This window comes from Corynebacterium sp. CCUG 71335, from assembly GCF_024454075.1.
Lineage (GTDB): Bacteria > Actinomycetota > Actinomycetes > Mycobacteriales > Mycobacteriaceae > Corynebacterium > Corynebacterium genitalium.
Genome location: NZ_JAGPYY010000021.1, coordinates 1 through 2,657 on the forward strand (window position 1 = coordinate 1; position 2,657 = coordinate 2,657).

At 60.3% G+C, this 2,657-nt stretch carries 4 protein-coding genes; 3 read left to right on the top strand and 1 reads right to left on the bottom strand.

Features of this window, described 5'->3' with window-relative positions; genetic code table 11:
• The first annotated feature begins 235 nt into the window (after positions 1-235).
• The 3 genes from KBX19_RS11190 to KBX19_RS11200 all read left to right on the top strand — a co-directional run bounded on the left by KBX19_RS11190 (position 236) and on the right by KBX19_RS11200 (position 1,708).
• On the top strand, positions 236-538 hold the full coding sequence (locus KBX19_RS11190; protein WP_255999044.1) for a hypothetical protein: 303 nt from the start codon (positions 236-238) through the stop codon (positions 536-538).
• A 65-nt stretch (positions 539-603) separates the two neighbouring features.
• Positions 604-1,179 (top strand): hypothetical protein, encoded by a 576-nt coding sequence (locus KBX19_RS11195; RefSeq protein WP_255999045.1) that lies wholly within the window; start codon positions 604-606, stop codon positions 1,177-1,179.
• 181 nt (positions 1,180-1,360) lie between these two features.
• Complete coding sequence (locus tag KBX19_RS11200) at positions 1,361-1,708, top strand: proline racemase (protein WP_255999046.1); 348 nt, start codon at positions 1,361-1,363, stop codon at positions 1,706-1,708.
• A gap of 28 nt (positions 1,709-1,736) precedes the next feature.
• Here the strand turns inward: KBX19_RS11200 and KBX19_RS11205 are convergent, their stop codons facing one another.
• Positions 1,737-2,390, bottom strand: coding sequence for a hypothetical protein (locus KBX19_RS11205; RefSeq protein ID WP_255999049.1), 654 nt, complete (start codon positions 2,388-2,390; stop codon positions 1,737-1,739).
• Between the last annotated feature and the right edge of the window lie 267 nt (positions 2,391-2,657).

Sequence of the window (2,657 nt, forward strand, 5' to 3'; positions counted from 1 at the left end):
AAGACGCCTACTATCAACAATCACACGCCCACCCGTTGGGCGTTCAATAAGCGGAACGAAAACCAGGACGCTTCAGGGAGTCGTGGCGGGGCTCGGTGCGGGAGGCCGCCAGGGGCTGGAAGTGGGGCGTTGGCCTGGAGGGGCGCGTCAATCGTGGCAGCGGAGTCCCGAATTGGGTCAAGGTGCGAACCCCCGCTGTAGCGGTTCGCCTCGTTCGACGACACAATGCCCGTCCATGACTGAACAACGACACGACAGTGACGGTGGTGTGCCTGGCTCGACGTGGCCGCAGGAGGCCGCGCCGGACACGTTCTACGCCAAGAAAATGCGCTCTCTTTCCGACCCGTACCCATACTCCGCGGTCCGAGTCGAGGCGCGAGACGGGGACTTTCGGCTTCTGTCCGCCCACTGGTCGGCAGAGCTAGCTCTCAAGGAGGTCGGCGAGCGTCTTGCCCGCGGTGAACAGGCCGCGGCGTACCTCGTGCGCTGGGACCGCATTGAGTCCGAGAGCGACCCGCGGTTGAAAGAGACGTCCTAACCTGCACCTAACTGCCTGCCCCTGGGTTAGTGGACGGCTTTTCGAGGTAAGGCAGGCTACTTTCTATGACCCACCACAACTCGAACGCAGCGCCACCACACCGCTGCACCGAAGAAAAGAAAACCACGACCCCACGCACAAACAAGGAGGTGTTGCTCTCGCTTGACGTGTTCTTCAACCGGGACGAGCTGGTCACAATGAACCGGTTCCTCCGCCGTCACGCCGACAGCGTCCGCGTTGTCGGAGCTGACGGTGAGCACGTTCACCTCGACGTGTTCCAGGCAATGAAGTTTCTGACCACGCTGGTCAAATACTCCGACCAGGACAACGGCATGATCACGCTGGAGGCCGACGCAAACCCGCGCCACCTGACGTACTACGAACGGGACAACCTCGTGGCCGCCGACCAGTTCGACCCGAAAGAGCTGGAGGCAGGCGACGCGCCGAAAGAGGACGCGCCCCGCGAGCTCCTGGACGCAATGTTCTGCCAGGACACCTGGGAAGTCTGGACCGCAGAAGCCATAGACTTCCTGGCTCGTTGCAACGACTTTGAGGAGGCTCGTCGCATTACCCAGTCGTTCCGGGACGAGGGTGTGCCGGCGCAGTTGAGTAGGACAATTCGTACGGTCTACCCCGTGTAGAAATGCAGAGAGAAACCCGCCACGGTGAGCGAAGGGTCACCGTGGCGGGTTTCGACAGACCGACCCTGTCGGTGACCGCCAGCGATTAGAACATGTAGTCGATACTTCCGTACCCGCGTCGAGCCCGTCGCTACCCTCGGTGTTGTCCCCTCTCCAAAACACCACAGCCAAGGAGCACACAATGTCTTTCCCCGCCCCCGGCACCATTATTCGGGACTGGCTGAACGAGCGTGCCGAAGCAGGCGTTGTCCGCGCCAAGGTCGTCACCGACGTCGCCTACAGCGACGGGGTGCTGACGGTGACAATCGAGCCGGAGAAGTTCGTTGACTTGAGCGCCTGGAACTCGCTGAACGAGGGCTACTCCGACTCGCTCGGCGACTTCTACGCCACGGAACTCGGTTGGACGAATAAGCAGTCCGTCTACCTGCGCGAAATGGTCACCGAATTGCGCGTCGTGACGGCAGACGGCTCGGTGCTCGAAACGGTGGACACTGCCGCCTACCAGCGGAAGAAGAACCCGCAGTTCTAGTAGTCTGACACGGACAGGCGTTTAAGCTTTACTGCTTTCTCCACACCGGAAGCTGCTCAACTCCTGCCTGGTTCAAGCAGTCCCGCACCAGCGACCTCGCGGTGTCAATGAGCGGAGCGTTCGCGGTAACACTTACCTCCGCCTCCACCGGGCTAAAGGACTCTAACGGCAGTGGGTCTTCAGAGAAGTACCTCGGATCTTTCGGCTGCCACAACACCAGCGGCTTGTCTTGGTCCCACTCGACGTTGCAACGCACGGTGTAGTCGGTGTTGCCGGTGACACCTCCGTAGTGGCGAATGAGTGCCAAGAGGTCACCCACCAAGCACGCAAACGCATGCGTGGGCACTATCTGGTCCCCCGTCGAGAACGTCTCCCTGTCCAGCCGCGACAGGACGGTGACAACCCCGTTTTCGTGCAGCTCGACATACGCGAGCAATTCTTGCGTGTCGTACTGCTTTCCCGAAAACGTCCAACACTTCAAACCCCTGCGGTAATTCGAGGCAGTCGCCGGAGACACCGCCCCGTTGTATTCCAGGCGCAGCGGGTCGTCATAAGCGGCAAACCTTGCCATAATCGCGTCACGCTCAGTAACGTCGTCCTTTCTTGCCGGGTACGTCGGCACCGCAACACCGACACCCCAAAAGCCGTCACTAGACCGCTTCGCGGCCACCTTGCTATACACCTCGTCTACTTCACGGGACGAGGCTTCTTCCCGTTGAAACCGCAGCCTGTACAGGTTCGAAATCTCAGGCTCACTCAACCACTCTGAGTGACTCCCGTTACGAGTCGGCGCAGCGAGCACCGTGGCGTTTTTCTTTTCGGCGAAGTACATATGCGGCACTTGCTGACTCGCCGGCACCACGACGACGAATGCTGAAGTGTCCTGGGTTTAGTTCCGATCGTTTCTAGAGGAGGATTGGATCATGCCTAGGAAGTTCAGTGACGAGTT